This window comes from Streptomyces pseudovenezuelae, from assembly GCF_029892565.1.
GTDB lineage: Bacteria > Actinomycetota > Actinomycetes > Streptomycetales > Streptomycetaceae > Streptomyces > Streptomyces pseudovenezuelae_A.
In genome coordinates, this window is sequence record NZ_JARXVH010000014.1 from 110,379 (window position 1) to 127,204 (window position 16,826).

Sequence of the window (16,826 nt, forward strand, 5' to 3'; positions counted from 1 at the left end):
TCTCAGAGGTGATCGGGTGCGTCGATGCCGAGCAGGGACAGGCCAGCGGCCAGCACCGCCCCGGCGGCTTCGGCGAGCGCGAGCCGGGCGCGATGGGCGGCCGAGGGTTTCTCGTCACCGAACGGCAGCACGGTGGGGAGAAAGGCGAGGGTGGCATCGGCGACGGTGACGAGATGCCGGGCCAGACGATCGGGGGCGCGGTGGTCTGCGGCGCGGGTGAGGGTGGGGGGGTGGTCGGCGAGGGTGGTCAGGAGGGGGGTGGTGAGAGGAGGGGTCTCGCCGGGGGTGGGGGTGGTGAGCGAAGGAGGCACGCCGCCGGAGAAGGGGGCGGTGCCAGGTGCGGCGGCATCGAGGCCGAGTGCAACGGAGATGGCGGCGGGGTCGGCGGTGAAGCCGAGGGCGGCGGCGTTGCGGGTAACGGCGCGGGTGCGGGCGTAGGCGTAACGGACCCGGAAGAGAGGGTTGCTCGCGCGCTGGACCAGGTGGTCGGCGGTGATGCGGGGCCGGTCATGGGCAGCGGGGTGGAGCAGGGCCCAGCGGGCGGCGTCGGGGCCGAGCGGGGCCGGGTCCTCTGGCGCGGGGACGGGCCGGAGATTGACGGGTTCGCCGTGATCGACCTCGGCCCGGCCGCCCTGCGCGGCGACGATCCGCACGACCGCGTCGGCGACGACCTCCGCACGAACCTCGTACGGGATACGCAACTCGATGACCTGCCCGGCGAGGGCGTCAGTGTGCCCGTACCGCAGGCCGGCGCGCAGGATCTCCTCAACGAGTGCAGCCGCGCCGTCCGCCGCGTCCCGCAGGCTGATGTTGATGAACCCCGGCCCTGTGACGACGACGTCGGCGACGCCGGCCACCTCGACGAGATGCGGCCGCAGGATCTCCGCCACACGCCGGGGCGGCTGCCCGGCCGGGCGTGCGAGCTGCAGGGCGATATTGGTCGCGTAGTCGCCACAGCCCCCGGGACCAGGAACGGTCACCACGGCCCGCTCCGGCACCGTCACCCTCAGCTCCCCCTCGTCAACAGCACGACGCACCGCGCGCAGCACGGTACGGGAGAGCTCGACGGGGGTCACGGGACAAGCGTATGGGAGGAGGGGGGTGGGTAGGCGAGCCGGTTTGGGTGGGGTCCCGGGATGTGGACGGGGGGGTGGTTGCGGGGCGCGGACGGGGGTGGTTGCGGGAGCGGGATGCCGGCGGCTGCTCTGCGTGTCGTCAACGGACTCGCGGCCGGCGGAACGGCAACGCCGCCCCAGTCGTGGTCACCCTCAGCGCGGCGCTACTCCGCCATGACTCTGACTGGGCCCAGCCCCTGTACTTGGGGCGGCGCACTTGGGGCGGCCTCAGCGCCTCACCCATCTACTAACTACTGGACTACTAGCTACTGGGCTACTCGCTATTGGACTACTGACTATTGGCGCGCTCGGCCTCGCCGACAGCCCCGACGGCGCTCCCGAGCCCACCCCCGCCGGCCCCGTCTCCCCCGTCCGGCTCGCTCGACCCATCCCACCCACTCCGCCCACTGCGCTTCCGCTCGATCAACTCCTGTACGAGGCGTACGAGTTCGGCGGGCTCGAAGGGCTTGGCGAGGAAGGCGTCGACGCCGACGTCGAGGCCACTCTCGACCTCGTACTGGGTACAGGCGCTGACGATGGCGAGCGGCAACTCACGGGTCCGCGGGTCGGAACGCAGCCGCGCGGCGGTCCTGAGTCCGTCCAACCGAGGCATGACCACATCGAGGGTGACCACATCGGGCCGCACCTGATGAATGACATCCAGACACTCGGCACCATCGGCCGCGGTCACGACCTCGAGACCCTCAAGCTCGAGATTGACCCTGATCAACTGCCGGATGACCTTGTTGTCGTCCACAACAAGAACCCGGCCCGACGCGCCTGGCACAACTCGAGAGTAGGTCCGGACCGGCCACCGCGTCCGGGTTTTCCCCACTTCCACCCCGTGCGAGCGACGCGCGCCGGCGCCCCGACCCCGCGAAACCCGTTCATGAACACCCCGGGGGAGCTGGTAGTGTTCAACCCGTCGCCGCGCACTCCGCGTCACCGACACGCCCCCGTAGCTCAGGGGATAGAGCAACGGCCTCCGGAGCCGTGTGCGCAGGTTCGAATCCTGCCGGGGGCACCTTGATTTTGGTGCCTAAAGACCCCGCCATCAGCGCGTTCGCTGAGTGCGGGGTCTTCGCGTTTGTGCAGGCGGATGCCTCTGAAAGCAGGCGTTTGTCAGTGATCACATAATGACGACGTAATGATCTTGGTGGGCTTTCCGGCAGGCCACCGACCGTTTGCCGCCGCCTGGTCCTGTCTCTGTGCAGGCGGCCAAGTCTCTCCGTCTGATCGCGTTCAGGTGAAGATCCCGGGCATGTGGCCACGCGGCCCGTCTCCAGCCTTCACGCTGGCCACGTGTGAGGTCCCGCAGTGCGAGACCCTGGGTGCGGACGAGCAACCCCCACCCATTTGACGCAACGCCCACTGGTGGCAAGCGTTTCAGGCCCGGCTGCTCAGGACCCCGCCAAGGCTCTGCTGTCCCATGCGGCCAGCACGTTGGATCAAGGGGGAGAGATGCTGGCGAACCTACTGCCTGGCCTTCGTGACGTCCGGGCACCACTGTCGGCAGGGTGTATATGGCTCTTGACGCTCTGGATGATCGTGGAGCATCGAGTGCCGACGCGGGAGCAAGCACGTGGCGTGTGGGCGTCCCTGTATCGTCTCGGCGGTTTGATGGGCCCTGCCGCATTGCTGGCGTCCGCGGCCTTCGCCGCGTATCTCATCGGCGCGATGTTGATGGTCCGAGTCGCCACTGTGAACGTGCAGGAAGCACGGAAGACAGCGAGACTCAGGAACATTCAGATGGCTCTCACGCCTCGCGTGTCGAAGCTCGCGTTCGATGACCTGGTCAGCTTCCTGCAAGCGCAAGGACGAGTGCCCATACCGAAGCCGAATGAGATCAGAGATCCTCGGCGTGAGCAGGGCGAGCAGGGTCTGGTCAACCTCGTAGCACGCGACGTTCTTGGAGAGACCAGGCAGCTTCGTATCAAACTCCTGATCGCCAACTACGACTTGTTCAACGAGTACGACCGAGCCGTGGGCGAGGCCGAGTTCCGCAAAAACGTCGGCTACTCCCTCGTAGGCCTGGCAGCCGCCCTCATCTGGCTCTACTCCCCTTGGTGGGCGCTCATGCTGATCGTGCCTTTCCGGCTCTACATCGCAGGAGTGGGCAGCGAACGGATAGCCAACGACGTCATCATCCAGGCTGTAGTAGCGGGACTTCTCGAGCCCGCCACCTTGACCGGAGCCGCGGGTCTGCCGGCAGTTCCTGTGGAGCGGGGCCCGTAGCAGCGCGAGGGTCCAATACGCCTCCGGCACGACAAAGCTCCGGATTGCTCCGGGGCTCGCGTGTGGGCCGTGTCTGTCAGTCGTCGGTGTCACCCTCCTCTCCCAGACCCTTCAGGGTCCGGTCGTTCATCTCTTGCTCCTGACTGTCTATGCACTTGGCGTAGATCTTCAGCAGGACGTCGACGGAGCAGCCGGCACGGGCCGCCACCTCGGGGCGGGTTCGCCAGAGTTGAGTCGCTGGGAGACGCTTGCGTGACGGAGGTCGTACGGAGGGAAGGCCAGCACCGAGGTCACCTGGTGCAGGATGATCGCCAGCTCCCAAGCCTGCTTCCACGCCCGGGAGTACGACGAGGCCGCGATCCCGTTCCCCCGCTCGCTGGAGAACAGCCAGCCGTCCTTCGCCGTACCGAAACTCCTTCAAGTGCTCACGGAGCAGCCTCACCATCGCAGGCGGTATCGGCACGGTGCGCACTTCGCCGCAGACCGTTAGGTGGAGGCCGACGGCATCCGATGGACAGACGCCGAGCCCCAGGTAGCCACCTGCACGGGCGCCCCCGTGGCGTTGGCGGATCTCCTCCGTGTCTCGCCGAGCGGGCGGATGTTCATGTACGACGCGTTGTAGACCGCCAGCCATGGACAACTCCACCAATTCCACCGCATGTACGTACTGTTCTCTGTCCTAGTCGGCGCCAAGTACGAGGAAAAGGCACCGCTGCCAGCACCAGAACTCTACGAAGCGCTCGCCGCGTTGGACCAAGAACCCCACTTCACGGAGTACGCCCGCTCCCGCCTGCCGCTCCCAGGCACAGGTCCTCCGCCTGCCTGAAGGTGTCCCACCTCCTGCACGTCATCCGCGTGACGCTCACAGAGGGAGACAAGCCGCTGGCCATGGAGGAACTCCACCTCCCCGGCGACGACCTGGAGTTGTCCGTCAGGCTGCAACCGAGCCTCGGTTGGCTCAGACTTTCTCTACGTTGCTGGGCAGGTGCGGCAAGGAGCCGACATCCGTTACTGACATCAACGTCAGCGGACGACTGCAGACAGTGACGCGCGAGTACGACTGTCGTCACTGGCGGTGACCTCGCTCACCTGCACCTTCGCCACCGTTATGAGAGTGGGCCGATGTCACACCCTGTGGGTCCGGGACGCGGCCGAAGCGAAGGGTGCGGGCTGGATTGTTGGCTCCAACCCTGATAAATCACTTTGTCATGGCCATGAGTGCGATCGAACTGCACAGCATAAACCGTTGGGAGGCGTCCTTCCTGCGCGAGGAGGTGGGCGGCTACTTCACCCACGGCATCGAGTGCACGCCGGGCGCGACGGTACTCGACGTGGGCGCCAACATCGGGGTGTTCTCGGCCGCCGTCTACGAACGGCTGGACGGGGACGTGCGGATCTACGCCTTCGAGCCGATGCCGCCACTCCACGCGACACTCGAACGCAATGCTCGCGAGTTCTTCAACGGACGTCTGACCGCGCTCCCTTACGGCCTGGCCTCCCGTGACGACGAGCTCGATTTCAGCTACGTTCCGGCCGCCACGATCTTCTCGTCCTCCTCGCGGGATCAGGGGAACATCGAGGATGAACGGCGCCGGGTCACCGCCAGCGTTGTCGAAATGATCCGCCAGGGCGGCCTGGGACCGGTCCTGCGCCGCGTACCCGCCCCCGTCCTCACTCTTCTCATCAGCCGCAAGCTGCGGGTGCTGCGGCGTCTTGAGACGCACCGGGTGAAGGTCAGGCCCCTCTCATCGGTGCTCGACGAGCAGGGCATCGACCACATCGACCTGCTCAAGGTCGATGTGGAGGGCGCCGAACTCGAGGTACTCAGAGGCATCGAGGAACGGCATTGGCCGCTGGTCCGCCAGGCCGTCGTCGAGGTGGAGGGCTGGCAGCAGAACCGCGACACGGTCTGCGAGGTCCTCCTCACACACGGCTTCACAGTCAGCGCCGAGCAGGACTCGGTGCAGCGGGCCGGCGACATCGGCATGGTGTTCGCGGTCAGGCCCTGACCACGCGCAACACCCGGCAGTGGTGCCGGCTCACAGCATGATGTGCGTTCCCGACTGACGCATGTCCTGCTCCGCACCACGGATGACGCGATCAAGGTGACCATCCACGAGTTCCCCGACATCGCCGTCAGCCTCGACCACCCGGACTCCGACGGCACCGTGATCTGGCAGTCGACCTCTCCACGTCCGGCGTTCGCTCACGCTGTTTGGAATGCCGCCGGCACTGTGCTCGGGCAGCATGGCGAGGCTGGCTATCGCGCCAAGTGGGCGATGCATCCGTACCCCTCCGGACTGGTCCAGGACCTCCGCAGGCTGCACATCCGGGACGACGTCTGCGACCTACCCCACGACCTGCCACGCCCGTAGGCACGACATGCGGAAGGCCCCTCCTCCCTGTGGAGGCCGCACGGCCGAGCCGTTTCCCGAGGAGATTCTCAGGCCGGCTGGAGGGTGCGGTGGCTGCCGTTGAGGATGGTCTGTTCGGCTGAGGTCGCCGAGCGGCGCCATTGCGGGGCCGTCGCGGCGTACGTGGTGACGTCGTGCCAGCGGCCCTGGGTGTGGAACAACTCGCGGAGCGTTGCCTCGGGTTGGAGGCCCGCGGCGAGCATGACGTCGTGCATGCGGGTGTGGTCGGCTCGGTGGCCGGCCCAGATGCGGTGCAGGCCGAGTGGGCCGAAGCCGTAGGCCATCAGCAGGCGTCCGGCCTCGGGGCCGTGGCCGCGCACGGGTGCGTCGGGCAGCAGGACCAGGCCGGTGAGCATGGCGTTGCTGCCGTAGTCCTCGACCAGGAGCCCCATGGTGCCGACCATGACGTCTTCGTCGGGCGCGCAGATGGCGAGGGTGTGCCGACGACGGGGGTGGCTGTGGGGCTGCGCGAGACACTGCGCGAAGGCGTCCTGTGCCTGGCGGGGGTCCATACGGTCGATACCGAGATAGCGGGTCAGAACGCGGTGGGTGTAGATGCGTTCGAAGGGCGCGAGGTCGGTGACGCGCAGTTCGCGCAGCCACAGGTGATCACCGTGCAGTTCGGGGATGTGTGTCATGACGAGGTTCCGACCGGAGTGGCGTGGTCGGCGGCGATGACGGCTTCGAGGTCCACGTAGTAGCGGCCCGAGGGCACCGGAGCGCCCAGCAGGACGCGTCGGGCGGTGTCGGTGACCAGGGCTCCGCCGAGCATGACGCCGCTGGCCAGTTGCGGCCAGCTCGACAAGGTCCGGCCGATCCGGCCGAGGGCGTCGGTCATCGCCGGGCTGAGACGGCTCGGGTCCACGATCCGCAGCAGGACGTCGAGTGCCCCGGCGCGGTCGAGACCGCGGACGTCGTGGGCGGTGAGCCCGTCGGCCCGGCCGTGGAAGAGGGGACGGTCGGGCTCCTCGTCGAAGCGTTCCACGTCCAGCAGGCCACGGTCGTTGGCGTCCATCAGGACCGGGATGCGCCGGGCGCGGGCGCACTCCCGGGCGGCGACCTTCGCCCACAGGGTGTCGCACTCCTCGATGAGCAGGTCCAGCCCGGAACCGGAACCGGAACCGGAGCCGGGGCCCGAGTCAGGGCCCGTGCCGAAGAAGTCCTCGATGGTCTCCTCCGTCACGCCCCGGCGGTGGATCTCGATGTCGAGATAGGGGTCGATCTCGTACATCTGGCGTGCGCACAGGACCGTCTTCTCCACGCCGAGGTCGTGGACACCGGCGCGCAACCGGTTCAGGTTCGACAGGCTCAGTCGGTCGAGGTCCGCCAGGCGGAACGATCCTCCTACGCCCTCCATGGCACAGGTGAGCGCCGCACTGTTGCCGACGGACAGACCGAGCACACCGATACGGCGGCCGAGCAGCGCCTGCTGTTGTGTACGCGTGATCTTGTCCCGGTTGCGGTCGGTGCGGACCAGGCGGAACTCCTCGGCCGGCAGTACGTGGACCAGCCGTCCCGACCACGGATACCAGACCCAGGTGCCAAAGCGCCGACGGGGAACTCCCGCGCACGCATCGGTGACGGCCGCTGCCAGGCCCCGCGCGTCCAGCACCGCTCCCGGCGACAGACAGCGGACCAGTTCCTCCAGCTGATCGTCGATGCGGTCATGGACTTCTCGTACGGCACCCGACTCCAGCAGCGCCGTCACCGCCGCCTCTCCCTCCGCGTCGGAGGAGTTGAACAGGACGGGCCGGAACGTGTCCTGCCCGCCCTGGACCTGCTCTGGGTACAACCGTGTGTGCTCGTATGCGGTGGTATCCGAAAGAATCACGAGGCGGGAAGCTACCAGCCGAACGATCTTGGAAAGCCCTTGTCACACGGGAGCGCGCATTCGAATTCATGCGCGACCTCTTCGCGCCCTCTCACCACTTCCGCACCCACGCACGCCCCGCCATCAGGACGATTGCCCCCGTCTCGGTTTCCGTCTCGGTTTCCGTCTCGTTCAGCCCCGTCCACGGGTGTACGGGCGAGACCTGACCCATCGACACAGTCGGAAGCGTGCGCCTGCCCGGACCCTCGCGAGAGGGTGCGCGGCCGGCGCTGGCAGGTCACTGCTTGGCCATCGACGAAGCCCGGCCGTCGGTTGGGTCCCGGACGAGTCTCCGGGCCGCCCCCGGACAGGCCAGGGATGCAACCATTCCCTGCGGAGCTGGAACCCCCGGAAGCCGGCCGCGCGTTGAAGACCATAGCCGCGGGCACTGACACGGGCTCCGGGTGGACCCACTCGACGCGGTCGCGATTGCCGTACAGGTCCCGTAGTGCTCGACACGGTCGTCGCGGGTTCATCCGGCCGTCTGGCCGGCTCTCGGGCGGGATCTCCACTCGCGGCGCAGGACGAAGGCCCTCAGGACCGCGACGGCGAGGAACGCGAGGCCGAACGCGGCCCTTGGCCACTCTCCGACCATGAAGAACCAGTAGAGGGCGAGGCCGGCGAAGAAGAGGCAGACGGAGATGACGAGAGGTTCGCGGGTCCAGAACGGCAGGACTCGGAGAATCAAGTTGATCAACATCGGGTCAGTCGAGCAGGAGCACGTGTGTTGGTGCAATGCCTGCGCCGATCGTGCTGCCAGATCGTTCGGCACTCGACACCTGGCACTCGGCCTTCAGCCCTCGGCACTCCACACCCCGCCCTCGGCCCTCAGCCTTCAGCTCTCGGCCGTCAACCCTCAAGCTCCCCCGCCAGCCCCGTGAGCGCGTCCCGCAACCCCGCCCTCGACGTGATGTTCAGCTTGGGGTAGGCGTTTCGCAGGTGGGCCGCGACCGTCCTCGGGGACAGGAAAAGCTGGGCCGCTATCTGTTTGTTCGTCAGGCCCGTCGCCGCCAGTTGGGCTGTGTGCCATTCCTGGGGGGTCAGGGGGGAAGGGCGGGTTTCCGTCGGGTCGGTCGGGCGGGTTTGCAGGCCCGTTGCTCGGAGTTCGTTCGCCGCTCGGGTGGTCCAGGGGGTCGCGCCCAGGCGTTCGAAGGTGGCCAGGGCGGCCGTGAGGTGGGGGCGGGCCGCGACGCTCGCTCGGGCCCGGCGGAGGCGTTCGCCGTAGGCGAGGTGGATGCGGGCGAGGTCGAAGGGCCAGCACTCGGCGTTGTGGGTGGCGAGGGCGCGTTCGAAGAGGTCTCGGTCGACGGAGTGTTGGTCGGCTATGGCCGCCGCGCCGTCCGTGATCATCGCCAGGCGTGGGGAGATCGCGGGGATGTCGAGGGCGCGGACCGCTTCCAAGTGGGCGGCGGCTTCCGCGTGGTGGCCGCTGTGCGCCGCGGCCTCGACGAAGTCCCAGAGGAGCCACAGGTCGTGGGGGGAGGTCAGGCGGCCGGCCTCGGTGACCGACGCCAAGTGGTGGTACGCGACGTCGAAGTCCGTGTTGCCCAGGGCCGACAGGGCCTTGATGTGGGCGGAGTAGGTGCGCAGGGTGCCCAGGCCGCGCGGGTTTCCCCACGAGACGAGGGTGTCGGCGACCGTGCGCGCGGTCTTGTCGTCGCCTCGGGCGGCGGCCAGCAGGCCCTGCATGAAGCGGCCCGGCCACGCCTGGAGGCGGTAGTTGTACGTCGTGCACCAGCCCAGGCCCTCGTTGGCGAGGTCGTGGACGTCGTCCCACTGGCCGGTGGCGTAGGCGTCGTTGGCCAGGAGGAAGAGGGCCTCGATCGCCAGGGTGACGGCTCCGCCGCCGCGGCCGTCGTCGACGACGCGCCGGAGTGAACTGCGGCTGCCCGGCAGGCGGTCGACGTAGGCGCCGGCGGCGGCCGTACGGACGATGCAGGTGGGGTCCGTTTCGCGGTGGAGGCCGGCGATCAGTTCGTCGAGGCGGGGCAGCACGGGCAGCGCAGTGTGGGCCGGGTCGCCGAAAGTGGCGCGCAGGATGGGGAGTTGGGGGTCCGGAGTGTTCGGGTGGAGGCGGGTCAGCGCGGTGTCGAGGGAGTGCCATACGTCCGGTCGGCCGCTGAAGAAGCAGACCCTGAGCAGGGTGTGCAGTGCCTCGCGGAGCATGGCGTCGTCGTCGCCCTGGGGCAGGACGGCGTGGTTGTCGATCGCGTTGACCAGGAGCCGCTGGGCGGTGTCCACGTCGCCTTCGCCGTTGAGGAGTTGGCTGGCCGCGGCGACGGCGGCCGGGAGGGACGTGGTGGCCCGGGAGTCCGCGCCGGTGGCGTTGTCGAGGAGGTCGCGCACGTTGCGCAGATCGCCGGTGACGTTGGCGCCCAGGCAGGCCGCTTCGGCCAGCCGTCGCCCCTTGCCCGCCCCGGTGGCGCTCAACTCCGAGGCGCGCAGCAGGGCGTTGATGGCTCCGACGGCGTCACCGCGGCGCAGGGTGCCGTAGGCGAGTTCGTGCAGGAGGACGGCCACCTGCTCGTCCGGACCGACCGCCGCGTCGGCCAGGTGCAGGGCCCGGCGTTCGGAACCGGCCGGGAACTCCTCGGCGAGCACCTGATGGGCCCATCGGCGCTCGGCGCTGGTCGACAGTTCCATGACGGCGGACCGGGTGAGCGGGTGACGGAAGACCAACTGGCCTGTCTGTACGTCGACTTGTACGAGGCCGGTCCGTTCGGCGGGGCACAGTCCGGGCTGGGCGTCGGGGGTCGCCATCGCGCGCCGCAGGGTGCGCAGGTCACCCGAGCCGTCCAGGACCGCCAGCAGGAGCAGTTTGCGGGTGCCGGCCGGGAGGGCGCTGACGCCTTCGCAGTAGATCCGCTTGAGCCGCTCCGTCAGGGGGAGGACGGCCGGCAGTGTGCGCCGCTCGGTCTGCTGCGGTCGGTTGCGTGCTGAGCAGTTCGAGCAGGGCCAGCGGGTTGCCGCAGGCCTCCGCGACCAGGCGCCGGCGGACTCGGGGGGCCAGGGCGGGGAATCGTTCCGCCACCAACGCGGTCGCCGCGCTGCCGTCCAGGGGCTGGATCTCGTGCGTGGCCATTCCGGTGCCGCTCAGGAGGGACTCGTCGCCGGACCGGGACGCGGCCAGCAGGGCGATGGATCCGGCGCGCACGTAACGGGAGACGATCCCCAGCACCATCGCGCTGGGCCGGTCCAGCCAGGCAGCGTCGTCGATGATCAGAGCCAACGGCCTTGCCCTGGTGGCGGTTTGGGAGAGTACGGCGTGTACGGCACTGGCGATGGCGATGAACTCGACCGGCTGCCCCTCGGACAGTCCGAGCACGGCCTGGAGGGTCGCCGCCTGCCGGGAGGGCAGGGCCGCGATCTCCTCGGACAGCGGCTGCAGCATCTGGTGCAGCCCCGCGAAGCTGACGGTCCGGTCGAACTGCGAGCCGGTGACCCGCAGCACCCGGAAGCCGGCCTCGGCCGCCCGCTGCGCCGCCACGTCGAGCAGCGCGGTCTTGCCCACCCCGGCCGCTCCGGTCAGCATCAGCGCGGCGCCCCGGTCGACGGCAGCGGTGAGCAGGGAGTGGACGATCCGCAGCTCCGTCGAGCGGCCCACGAGGCGGAAGGCACCCTGCGCGTCCGCCGGAGAGGGCGCGCCCGTCACCGTATCGCTGCCGGTCCGAAGGTCCGGCGGTGAGAGGAACAGCCACTTGTCCTGTCCGGCCAAGCGGGAAATCGTGCGGCTCATCCTGCACTCCCCCTGTGTTCTGGGTAGGGCGCCACCATGTGATGCGCTGCCGTGGGTGGACAGCCGAACGGGGCGGCTCGCCCCGGGCTTCACCTGCTGATCGTCAACGGGACGCCGCCGGGTTCCGGCTGTCCGCGACCGGTGCTCCGGTCTCCGTCGTCCGGCGTGTGGTCACACCGTCAGTCTGGGGTGGCGGTGTGCTCGGCGGCTTCTGTCAGACGACCTGACTTGCCCTCTCAGGCCGTCATCGGGCCGGAAGAACTGCCCGTTCAGGCGACGACGTCCCGCAGTTGGAAGCGTGAGGTGACGCCGAGCTTGGGGAACGCCCGGTTGAGGTGGAATCCCACAGTCCGCGGCGAGAGGAACAGCCGGGCCGCGATCTCCTTGTTCGACAGCCCCTGCGCGGCGAGTTGGACGATGGCCAGTTGCTGCGGGGTGAGTTCCATGGTCGCGTCGGGGCGCCGCCCCTCGGCGGTGTCGACGCCGGTGGCCCGCAACTCCGCCGCCGTGCGGGTGGTCCAGGGCACCGCACCGAGCCCCTGGAAGAGTTCCAGCGCCTCGCCCAACGGCGCCCGGGCGTCGGCCGGTCGCTGCCGGCGCCGTAGCCACTCCCCCAAGTCGGCCAGCGCTAGGGCGCGTTCGAAGGGCCACTGGTCGCCGTCGGGGTTGGCGGCCGCCTCGCGGAGCAGCTCTTCGGTGCGCGTGGCGTCGTCGGCGAGCAGACCCTGGGCTCGGCACAGGATGAGACGCAGCCGCAGCGAGATCTTGGCGGGCAGGTGCCGCATCGCCGTGTCGAGCGTGACCCGCGCCTCCTCGGACCGGCCGGTGCGTACGGCGCCGGCCGCGAGGTCGCCGAGGCCGTGGAAGGAGCTGTGGAAGTGCACGGGGCTGCCGTCGTGGTGGAAGTACCGGCTGAGGTGGAAGTACGCGGCCTCGTGATCGCCTTCCGCCAGTGCGGCCAGCGCGCTCGCCTGGCGGGCGCGCACGTCGAAGGTGCGGGTGCCGCGCAGGTCGTAGTCGCGGACGGCGTCGGCGAGCGTCTGCTTGGCCCGCTCGCTGTCCCCGCGCACGGCGGCGAGCGCGCTGGCGAGGATGTGGTTGCTGACGGTGGCGAGCTCCATCCCGCCGACGGCGGACGCCGCCCGGTCGGACTCGCTCAGGCTGGCGAGGGCGGCGGGCCAGCGGCCGACCTCGAAGAGGGCGAGCGCGTGCGCCGAGGCCACGGTGGCGTTCGCGCCGGCGGTGGAGGCCTGGCGGTAGATCTCCAGCATGGTGCCGAGCAGGTGTACGGCCATCTCGGTCTCGTCCAGCGCCCACGCGGCGGCGCCGAGCGCGGCCCAGGCCATGAGCGACTGATCCTCGCCGGCCAGGGTCTTGTGCCAGGGGTGCAGAAGTGCGTCGAGTCCGCTGAAGGCGAGCCCGGCCTCCTCGGGTCGGCCGAGCACCCAACGGGCCTGCCCGCCCTGGTCCTTGACCTTCTTGGCCCCGGCCTCCAGGAGCGAGGTCTTGCCGATGCCGGGCTCGCCCACGAGCAGCAGCGTGCGCTCGATCGCCCCGCCCTCGGGCCCCAGGCGTCGATCGAGGTCTCCCCGTGCAGCCGGTCGAAGAGGCCGTCGATGGCGTTCAGTGACTGCTCCCGGCCGAACAGCCCCGGCGGAATCGATGTCATCGGGCCCTCCCGCACCTCGCTGCTGGAGCGGCCAACCCTAGCCCGCTTCCTATAGGAAACGACTGTGTTCGGATGATCATCGACATGACGAAGGAGTGACATCGAGCGACATCTGCGCCGGGATCAACGGGCGGCGGCGGAGGCCCAGTTGGAAGAGGCGCGTCAGGCCGATCGCTTGCGGGGCGTCGCCTTCTTCGCAGCGCTCTTCGCCGCCGTCGTGCTCTTGACCGCCGTCGTGGTCTTGGCCGCTGTCGCCCTCTTCGCCGACGTGGTCTTCTTCGCCGCCGCCTTCTTCGTCCCCTGTGCCGACTTCGCCGTCGACTTCTTGGCGGACGCCGTCGTCTTCTTCGCGGCCGTCTTCTTCGTCGCCGTGGACGTCGACTTCTTGCCGGTCGTCCGCTTCGGCGCCGTACGCGCCGACTTGCGCTGCGGAAGCCGCCGGACCTCGGCCTCTTCCGGCGCCGCCTCCTCCCCGGCCGTCGCCCCCTCGCCCCGGGACTCCTGCGCCGCCCGCACGCTCTTCTCCAGGGCCGCCATCAGGTCCAACACCTTGCCGCCGGACGCCGGTTGTGGGGCGTCGGGGATCGACTCGCCCGCCGCCTTGGCCGCGATGACCTCCTCCAGCGCCTCGCGGTACTCGTCGTGGAGGTCGGAGAGCTCGACCTCGCCGAGCGTGTCCATCAGGGCGTCGGCCAGGTCGAGTTCCTTGGGGTTGACGGTGACGTCGACGTCCGGGGCGACTCCCGAAGGGGCGCGGACCTCGTCCGGCCAGAGCAGGCCGTGCATGGCGATCGCCTCGTCCACGACCCGCAGCATGCCCAGGCGTTCCCGGCCGCGCAGGGCGTACTTGGCGATCGCGACCTTGTTGCTGCGCTTCAGTGCCTCGCGCAGCAGGGTGTACGGCTTCGCCGCGGGGGCGCCGCCCGCCGCGAGGTAGTACGCCGCGTCCATCTGGAGCGGGTCGATCCGGTCGGCCGGGACGAAGGCCACGATCTCGATCGTCCTGGCCGTGGGCAGCGGGAGGTGGGACAGGTCGTCGTCCGTGATCGGGATGATCGAGCCGTCCGCGTCCTCGTACCCCTTGCCGATCTCGGCGGAGGTCACCTCGCGGTCCTCCAGATCGCAGAACTTGCGGTACCGGATGCGGCCGCCGTCCTCGGTGTGGATCTGGCGGAAGGAGATCGAGTGGCTCTCGGTGGCGTTCACCAGCTTGATCGGGATGCTGACCAGGCCGAACGAGATGGCGCCGTTCCATATGGATCTCACGTGCAGCACCCTTTCGGTCGGTTTTACTCCGGTACCAGGCTAATTGCATGAGATTCTCATCGTATGACGCCCATCACAGAGGTGGAGGGGAGACGGCTCGCGCTCAGCAATCTGGAGAAGGTGCTGTATCCGGCGACCGGCTTCACCAAGGGCGAGGTGCTGCACTACTACGCCACCACCGCCGCCGCGCTCCTCCCCCATCTGCGGGACCGGCCCGTCTCCTTCCTGCGGTATCCCGACGGGCCGGACGGGCAGGTGTTCTTCACCAAGAACGTTCCGCCGGGTACGCCCGAGTGGGTCACCACCGCCGAGGTGCCGCGGTCGGAGGGGCCGGCGCGGATGGTTCTCGTACAGGATCTGGCGAGCCTGATGTGGGCCGCCAATCTCGTCACCGAGTTCCACACGCCCCAGTGGGTGATCGGCGCCCCCGGGGAGGCCGACCGGATCGTCTTCGATCTCGATCCGGGGGCGCCCGCCACGATCGTCGACTGCTGCGAGGTCGCGCTGTGGCTGCGCGAGCGGCTCGCGGCGGACGGCATCGACGCCCACGCCAAGACCTCGGGCGCGAAGGGGCTGCACCTGCTGGCCGCGCTGCGTCCGGTCCCGTCCGAGCAGGTCAGCGAGTACGCCAAACAGCTCGCCGTCGAGGCCGAGCGGGCCCTGCCCCGGCTCGTCGTGCACCGGATGACGCGGAGCCTGCGGCCGGGAAAGGTGTTCGTCGACTGGAGCCAGAACGCGGCCCGCAAGACGACCGCCACCCCCTACACCCTGCGCGCCCGCCCCGAGCCCACCGTCTCCACGCCGGTGACGTGGGCCGAGGTCGAGGAGTGCGGGGCGCCGGACCGGCTGGCCTTCCGGGCCGCGGACATCGCCCCGCGCCTTGAGGAGTACGGCGACCTGCTCGCCCCGCTCACCGAACCGGGCAGCGCCGGTTCACTGCCGTGAGCCGAACGGGATCAGGGCGCCCCGACCTCGTACCCGTGCCCCTCGCGCCCGTAGCCCTTCACACCCGCGCCCACGTCCCCCGGTCCCGTGCCATCGCGTGCAGTGCCTCCACGTCCGCCGGTTTGAGTACTCCGCCGAGGCGGGAGAGGCCCGAGAGGTCGGTGTCCTGGAGGATGCGGACCTCTCGGAGCGGCGCGGTGACCGAGAGGTCGGCGGGGCCGGCGAGGGCCAGTACCGGATGGACCTCGGCCGTGAGCGCGTACGAGGCGCGGGCGGCGTCGGCCCGGACGCGGCGCAGCAGCGGCTGGGGTTCGCGGCGGCCCAGCGCGACCATCGGGTCGGCGACCGTCACCCGCTGCTTGCGCGCGTACAGCGTGTGCACGGCGAACAGGCCGCCCGGCCCGATCACCAGGTGGTGAACGCGGTCACCGCCCGGCAGCGGCACCGAGTGCAGGGCGTGCCAGCCCGCGCCGTCCAGCTGGTCCAGGGCCTCGCCGACCGCCTGTTCCGCGGTGAGGGCCCGGCGCCTCGGGTCCGCGCGGAGCCGGTGGGAGGACGCCGGTTCCCGGTCCAGGTCGACCAGCAGCGCCTCGCCTGGACGGTTGGGCGCCAGGTCGTCGTCCGGATGGAGGGAGAGCCGGGCCAGCTCGGCCGGGGTCGGGACGGGTGGCGGGCCCACCGTCACCGGGCCGGTGAGGAAGGGCCCCAGGGCTTCCAGGACGTCCTCTCTCTCGTCCTCGCTGAGCAGATTGACCCTGGCCGCCTCACGGTCGTACCAGGCGATGTTCCTGCCGTCCGTGAGACAGACGTAGAGCCGCTCCTGGCCATGCCGCCAGGCGGGTACGACGCGTAGTCCGGTCATGCACCATCACCCCTTGACCATGGGAACAGGCGGGGTGCTCCCCGGGCAAGAACCCGGTTACCTTTGAGACCAGTTGGGCGCGGAGTTGGGGAGGCGTTGTTGCGTACCCGCAGGAAGCAACCCGACGTACCGGCTCCGGACACTCCGTGGAGCGAGATCGTGCCTGGTCTGTGGATGGGCGGGCACGAATTCAGGGGTCACTCCGGACAACTCGAATTCGCTGTGGCGCGGGACGAGTTCGACCTCGTCCAGACTCTGCTCAGGCTGCCGGGACACGGTCCGGATCCCGGCGTCGAGCATCATGTGTGGCCGATACCGGACGGGCCGCTGGACGGGACGCAGCTCGCGGGCGTCATCCGGCTCGCGCGGGCCGCGAGCGACGCGATGGACGAGGGCCGAAAGGTCCTCGTCCGCTGTTACAGCGGCTACAACCGCTCGGGTCTTGTCGTCGCGCAGACGCTCGTCCAGCGGGGCGGCTCCGCCGACGAGGCGATACGGCTGATCAGGACCCGGCGTTCGCCCTGGGCCCTGCACAACGAGCTGTTCGTGGACTATCTGCGGACGGGGCTGTCGACGGCACGGTTGCTGGAGGAACTGACGGAGTAGCGGGGCGGGCAATCGTTTCGTGAGGGGTGCCGCCGGGGCTCGTCTCCGGGCGAATTCTCCGGATGAATAGGGTGTACTGGGTCATCGGTCACCCTCGCACCCAGGAGC

The 16,826-nt window shown here is 69.6% G+C and carries 17 protein-coding genes and 1 tRNA gene; 7 read left to right on the forward strand and 11 right to left on the reverse strand.

Annotated elements, in window-relative coordinates; genetic code table 11:
• Positions 1-2: 2 nt before the first annotated feature.
• Together nrtL and M2283_RS36020 are read right to left on the reverse strand one after the other, a co-directional pair.
• On the reverse strand, positions 3-1,076 hold the full coding sequence (gene nrtL / locus M2283_RS36015) for an ArgS-related anticodon-binding protein NrtL (RefSeq protein WP_280880689.1): 1,074 nt from the start codon (positions 1,074-1,076) through the stop codon (positions 3-5).
• A 328-nt stretch (positions 1,077-1,404) separates the two neighbouring features.
• Entirely contained in the window at positions 1,405-1,950 is a 546-nt protein-coding gene (locus tag M2283_RS36020) for a response regulator (protein WP_432423176.1), read from the reverse strand.
• A gap of 117 nt (positions 1,951-2,067) precedes the next feature.
• Here M2283_RS36020 and M2283_RS36025 point away from each other — a divergent pair.
• Positions 2,068-2,139: transfer RNA gene (locus M2283_RS36025), tRNA-Arg, on the forward strand.
• A 506-nt stretch (positions 2,140-2,645) separates the two neighbouring features.
• A complete protein-coding gene (locus tag M2283_RS36030; RefSeq protein ID WP_280880691.1) occupies positions 2,646-3,350 on the forward strand; it encodes a hypothetical protein in 705 nt (234 codons plus the stop codon).
• Between the two features lie 76 nt (positions 3,351-3,426).
• Here M2283_RS36030 and M2283_RS51740 read toward each other — a convergent pair whose 3' ends face one another.
• A complete protein-coding gene (locus M2283_RS51740) occupies positions 3,427-3,558 on the reverse strand; it encodes a hypothetical protein (RefSeq protein ID WP_348538949.1) in 132 nt (43 codons plus the stop codon).
• 96 nt (positions 3,559-3,654) lie between these two features.
• Between M2283_RS51740 and M2283_RS51745 the strand changes: the two genes are divergently transcribed.
• The 3 genes from M2283_RS51745 (at position 3,655) to M2283_RS36045 (ending at position 5,725) form a co-directional block, all read left to right on the forward strand.
• Positions 3,655-3,840, forward strand: coding sequence for a hypothetical protein (locus M2283_RS51745; RefSeq protein WP_348538950.1), 186 nt, complete (start codon positions 3,655-3,657; stop codon positions 3,838-3,840).
• Positions 3,841-4,564: 724 nt separating this feature from the next.
• The gene (locus tag M2283_RS36040; RefSeq protein WP_280880692.1) at positions 4,565-5,359 is read left to right on the forward strand and encodes an FkbM family methyltransferase; all 795 of its coding nucleotides are present in this window, start codon (positions 4,565-4,567) and stop codon (positions 5,357-5,359) included.
• A gap of 42 nt (positions 5,360-5,401) precedes the next feature.
• Entirely contained in the window at positions 5,402-5,725 is a 324-nt protein-coding gene (locus tag M2283_RS36045; RefSeq protein WP_280880693.1) for a hypothetical protein, read from the forward strand.
• Positions 5,726-5,793: 68 nt separating this feature from the next.
• Here M2283_RS36045 and M2283_RS36050 read toward each other — a convergent pair whose 3' ends face one another.
• From M2283_RS36050 to M2283_RS36080, 7 genes are all read right to left on the reverse strand, one after another.
• Entirely contained in the window at positions 5,794-6,402 is a 609-nt protein-coding gene (locus M2283_RS36050) for a GNAT family N-acetyltransferase (protein ID WP_280880694.1), read from the reverse strand.
• Positions 6,399-7,595: a ThiF family adenylyltransferase gene (locus tag M2283_RS36055; RefSeq protein WP_280880695.1), complete on the reverse strand. Its 1,197-nt coding sequence runs from the start codon at positions 7,593-7,595 to the stop codon at positions 6,399-6,401. Before M2283_RS36055 ends, M2283_RS36050 begins: the two co-directional genes overlap by 4 nt.
• Positions 7,596-8,106: 511 nt before the next feature.
• The gene (locus M2283_RS36060; protein WP_280880696.1) at positions 8,107-8,322 is read right to left on the reverse strand and encodes a hypothetical protein; all 216 of its coding nucleotides are present in this window, start codon (positions 8,320-8,322) and stop codon (positions 8,107-8,109) included.
• A gap of 161 nt (positions 8,323-8,483) precedes the next feature.
• Positions 8,484-10,394 carry a LuxR family transcriptional regulator gene (locus M2283_RS36065; RefSeq protein WP_280880697.1) on the reverse strand — a complete coding sequence of 637 codons (1,911 nt, stop codon included), beginning with the start codon at positions 10,392-10,394 and terminating at the stop codon, positions 8,484-8,486.
• A 22-nt stretch (positions 10,395-10,416) separates the two neighbouring features.
• The gene (locus M2283_RS36070) at positions 10,417-11,370 is read right to left on the reverse strand and encodes an ATP-binding protein (protein ID WP_280880698.1); all 954 of its coding nucleotides are present in this window, start codon (positions 11,368-11,370) and stop codon (positions 10,417-10,419) included.
• Between the two features lie 269 nt (positions 11,371-11,639).
• Positions 11,640-12,899, reverse strand: a complete 1,260-nt coding sequence (locus M2283_RS36075) for a LuxR family transcriptional regulator (protein WP_280880699.1) — start codon at positions 12,897-12,899, stop codon at positions 11,640-11,642.
• 302 nt (positions 12,900-13,201) lie between these two features.
• A complete protein-coding gene (locus M2283_RS36080) occupies positions 13,202-14,305 on the reverse strand; it encodes a Ku protein (RefSeq protein ID WP_280880700.1) in 1,104 nt (367 codons plus the stop codon).
• Between the two features lie 63 nt (positions 14,306-14,368).
• Between M2283_RS36080 and ligD the strand changes: the two genes are divergently transcribed.
• Entirely contained in the window at positions 14,369-15,250 is an 882-nt protein-coding gene (ligD, locus tag M2283_RS36085; protein ID WP_280880701.1) for a non-homologous end-joining DNA ligase, read from the forward strand.
• Positions 15,251-15,308: 58 nt separating this feature from the next.
• Here ligD and M2283_RS36090 read toward each other — a convergent pair whose 3' ends face one another.
• Positions 15,309-16,112, reverse strand: a complete 804-nt coding sequence (locus M2283_RS36090) for a nuclease-related domain-containing protein (RefSeq protein ID WP_280880702.1) — start codon at positions 16,110-16,112, stop codon at positions 15,309-15,311.
• A gap of 99 nt (positions 16,113-16,211) precedes the next feature.
• Here M2283_RS36090 and M2283_RS36095 point away from each other — a divergent pair, with 99 nt between their 5' ends.
• Positions 16,212-16,718: a protein-tyrosine phosphatase family protein gene (locus tag M2283_RS36095; RefSeq protein ID WP_280880703.1), complete on the forward strand. Its 507-nt coding sequence runs from the start codon at positions 16,212-16,214 to the stop codon at positions 16,716-16,718.
• The last annotated feature ends 108 nt before the right edge of the window (positions 16,719-16,826 follow it).

What these genes read in the sequence shown, in the direction of transcription:
- M2283_RS51745 (WP_348538950.1), top strand. Translation starts at nt 3,655, where the DNA reads ATGATCGCCAGCTCCCAAGCCTGCTTCCACGCCCGGGAGTACGACGAG.
- M2283_RS36040 (WP_280880692.1), top strand. Translation starts at nt 4,565, where the DNA reads ATGAGTGCGATCGAACTGCACAGCATAAACCGTTGGGAGGCGTCCTTC.
- M2283_RS36050 (WP_280880694.1), bottom strand. Translation starts at nt 6,402, where the DNA reads ATGACACACATCCCCGAACTGCACGGTGATCACCTGTGGCTGCGCGAA.
- M2283_RS36065 (WP_280880697.1), bottom strand. Translation starts at nt 10,394, where the DNA reads ATGGCGACCCCCGACGCCCAGCCCGGACTGTGCCCCGCCGAACGGACC.
- M2283_RS36070 (WP_280880698.1), bottom strand. Translation starts at nt 11,370, where the DNA reads ATGAGCCGCACGATTTCCCGCTTGGCCGGACAGGACAAGTGGCTGTTC.
- ligD (WP_280880701.1), top strand. Translation starts at nt 14,369, where the DNA reads ATGACGCCCATCACAGAGGTGGAGGGGAGACGGCTCGCGCTCAGCAAT.
- M2283_RS36090 (WP_280880702.1), bottom strand. Translation starts at nt 16,112, where the DNA reads ATGACCGGACTACGCGTCGTACCCGCCTGGCGGCATGGCCAGGAGCGG.